Source organism: Fortiea sp. LEGE XX443, assembly GCF_015206815.1.
Lineage (GTDB): Bacteria > Cyanobacteriota > Cyanobacteriia > Cyanobacteriales > Nostocaceae > Nostoc_B.
Window position 1 is genome coordinate 1 of the sequence record NZ_JADEXZ010000147.1, and the last position, 3,098, is coordinate 3,098.

A 3,098-nucleotide genomic window follows, 5' to 3' on the forward strand; every position below is an offset into this window, starting at 1 on the left:
TGTTTCTATTGCTTTGAATATTAACTCTGCATCTAAGGTTGGCGTTATCAACGAAAAATCTTTTAGCAGCACCAATTTTTCCCATCGCACTTTTTGGAGAACAATTATTACTTTACCTTGCTTTTGTCCTTAACCGAGAAGTATTGCTTCAGTACCATCGTGCTGAATCCAGATTTTTTCGTCTTTAATATCTAAACAACTACCCGATGTCTGAACTACCGCCAAAACAAACCCCAACCTTTAAGCGCTTTGCAAACACGAGGTAGAAAAGATAAAACTTAAGTCGCACATGGCGTAATGTAGGCAGAATACAAAGAACTGTGGTTGCAGCGTGTAATTTGGGAATACTCAACGAGAGTGGGTGCGAGGATCAGTTCAGTGGTAGAAGAACGGGCATATTGGTTAGCTTGGGCGCAAATTTCTGGGATCGGCCCGGTGTTGCTGCGAAGATTACATCAGCATTTTGGTAATTTATCTACAGCTTGGGAAGCTAACAAGGCTGAATTAGGAGAAGTTGAGGGTTTTGGTTTGCAAACATTAGCGAAGGCAGTAAAAGAGCGATCGCAGTTAAATCCCGAACAGTTACTCACCCAACACCAGCAAGAAAACCCTCATTTCTGGACACCAGCTGATACAGATTATCCCCGCTTGCTACTCGAAACACCCAGCCCACCACCAGTTTTGTACTATCGAGGCGAGGTTGATTTACAAGAAAATCTCGGACAAAAACCGATGATTGGAATAGTAGGAACCCGCCAACCTTCAGACTATGGTATGCGTTGGACTCGTCAAATTAGTACAGCTTTGGCAAAAAATGGCTTTACGGTAGTTTCTGGTATGGCGGAAGGAATTGACACCGAAAGTCACAACGCCACAATCAAAGCTGGTGGAAGAACAATTGCAGTTTTAGGAACTGGTGTTGATGTCATCTATCCCCACAAAAATCGAGATTTGTATAAGGAGATTTTAGGCGCAGGTTTAGTGCTGAGTGAATATCCCGCTAAAACTCCACCCGATCGCACACATTTCCCTCGTCGCAACAGAATTATTGCAGGTTTAAGTCGTGCCATTTTGGTGATGGAAGCACCTTTGAAATCAGGTGCTTTGATTACGGCTACCTACGCTAACGATTTTGGCAGAGATGTTTATGCGTTACCTGGAAGATTAGATGATCACCCATCGCAAGGTTGTTTAAAGTTACTCTCGCAAGGCGCTTCGATAATTTTTCGAGAATTAGATGAACTATTAACCATGTTGGGTGCAGTACCAAAATTGGATGCAGTGACGACCCCAACAACAGAACAGTTAAGTTTGCCGACTTTAGCACCCGAAATGCAACAAGTTATCGATGCGATCGCCTGTGATACTTTACCCTTTGATCTGATTATTCAAAAAACAGGTATTCCAGCTAGTTCCGTTTCTAGTCTGTTATTACAACTAGAATTGATGGGTTTAGTTTCCCAACTCCCCGGAATGCGTTATCAGAAAATTTAAGTAAATGAACAACAACTATCACGGGAATATTATGTTGATGCGATCGCAGCCTCATAGTTACTGAGCTACGAACTGAATCACTCTGTAACCTGTAACCTTTTCCCTGTCGCCTCTTACGCAGCCTCATAGTTACTGAGCTACGAACTGAATCACTCTGTAACCTGTAACCTGTTCCCTGTCGCCTCTTACGCAGCCTCATAGTTACTAAGCTACGAACTGAATCACTCCCCATTGTCCATTTGTTAACCAAGCAGGGTCAGATTTTGCTATTTCCTCAACAACTTCAGACTTTAAACCTACTGCTACTTCTGACTTTAATGTGCGTAAGGCGACCATTGGTGTAGGTAAGTAGCAAACGATATCTGCAATGTTAGCAGTAATATTCCAATAGCGATCGCCTAATAATCGCCGATAATTTGCATCTCCTTTGACTACCAGCAAACGCGCATTAGCTAACTCATTTTTGAGAAAGTTAGGGATTTCCCAAAAGGCTAAAGGTGATGTCCAAAAATAATCTTCAGACAACACTAAACGTCCTGATAAAATATGATTTTCCAATCTTTGACCCAAAGAAGTCACTTGTTGATCACCAGTAGCGACTAAAAAACGTGTTGTATCATGTACATCTTTAATCATGGCATCAGAAACAAAAGTCGGATGCGGTTTTAAATGTAGGTAAACCTGATTAACCAAGTTGCTACTTAATAAGAAATCTACTAAACATAAGTCACATGCAAGTTCAAAACCAACATTGTCTACAACAAAATCAATGCGTCCTCCCTGAGAAATAGTTAACAGTTCACAAATTTGTAAAGTATCATTTACTAAGATTTGTGCTAACTGACTTTGAATATCAAATTGGCTGCGATCGCCCTCAAATGCTGACCATAAACTCAAGTCAACTCGATTGCCCCACAAAGCAAAATATAATAGTGAAAGTAAAGCTGTTTGATTTGGTTTGCTATCAATTTGATCATCATCCAACCATTTATTTAGCTGATGACATAAAAGAATAGTTGAGTCAAGAGATGCTTCTAAACCTTGAGATTTTTGTAATTGAAATGGATCAACAGCTTGCCATCTACCAGGGCGAAAGTAATGAGTAATTTCTAGAATTAGCCGATAAAAATAAGTTTCTGCCAAGAACCAGGGAACATCTACCCAACGCTGATCTTTGTAAAATTGTAGATATATATTCCAAGCAGAAAAATCCGTGCCAGTATCATTTCTTAAAGGTGGTAAATATCCTGTTGGTAGTTCTGTAGCAAGACTTTCTAACCTTGCATTAATTTCAGATGAAAAATCATTTTCAACTATAACTCGGCGGGCAATTGCAGGCATTCGTTGCGTAACTGTGAACTCAGTAAAAGAACCGACTTCTGAACCTATAAGTGATGGTGGTAGTGGTAATTTCGGGATTTGAGATGAATTGACCACAAATTTTTCTTACCCTCATAATTTATAGATAAATCTTAGAGTAAGTAGGTCGGTGTTAAAAATTGTCGTTATAACAAGGCAGGAGGCAGAGGGCAGAAGGCAGAAGGGAAGAGGTTTTCAAGCTACTTTACTTTCCGTTACATAGTTCGGTTTATTTGCACCTTTCT

The 3,098-nt window shown here is 40.2% G+C and carries 2 protein-coding genes; one reads left to right on the forward strand and one right to left on the reverse strand.

Annotated features, from left to right (window positions below; genetic code table 11):
• Nucleotides 1-378: 378 nt before the first annotated feature.
• Nucleotides 379-1,494: a DNA-processing protein DprA gene (gene dprA / locus IQ259_RS26790; protein ID WP_193889007.1), complete on the forward strand. Its 1,116-nt coding sequence runs from the start codon at nt 379-381 to the stop codon at nt 1,492-1,494.
• A 204-nt stretch (nt 1,495-1,698) separates the two neighbouring features.
• Here dprA and IQ259_RS26795 read toward each other — a convergent pair whose 3' ends face one another.
• Nucleotides 1,699-2,931 (reverse strand): damage-control phosphatase ARMT1 family protein, encoded by a 1,233-nt coding sequence (locus IQ259_RS26795; protein ID WP_193889006.1) that lies wholly within the window; start codon nt 2,929-2,931, stop codon nt 1,699-1,701.
• Between the last annotated feature and the right edge of the window lie 167 nt (nt 2,932-3,098).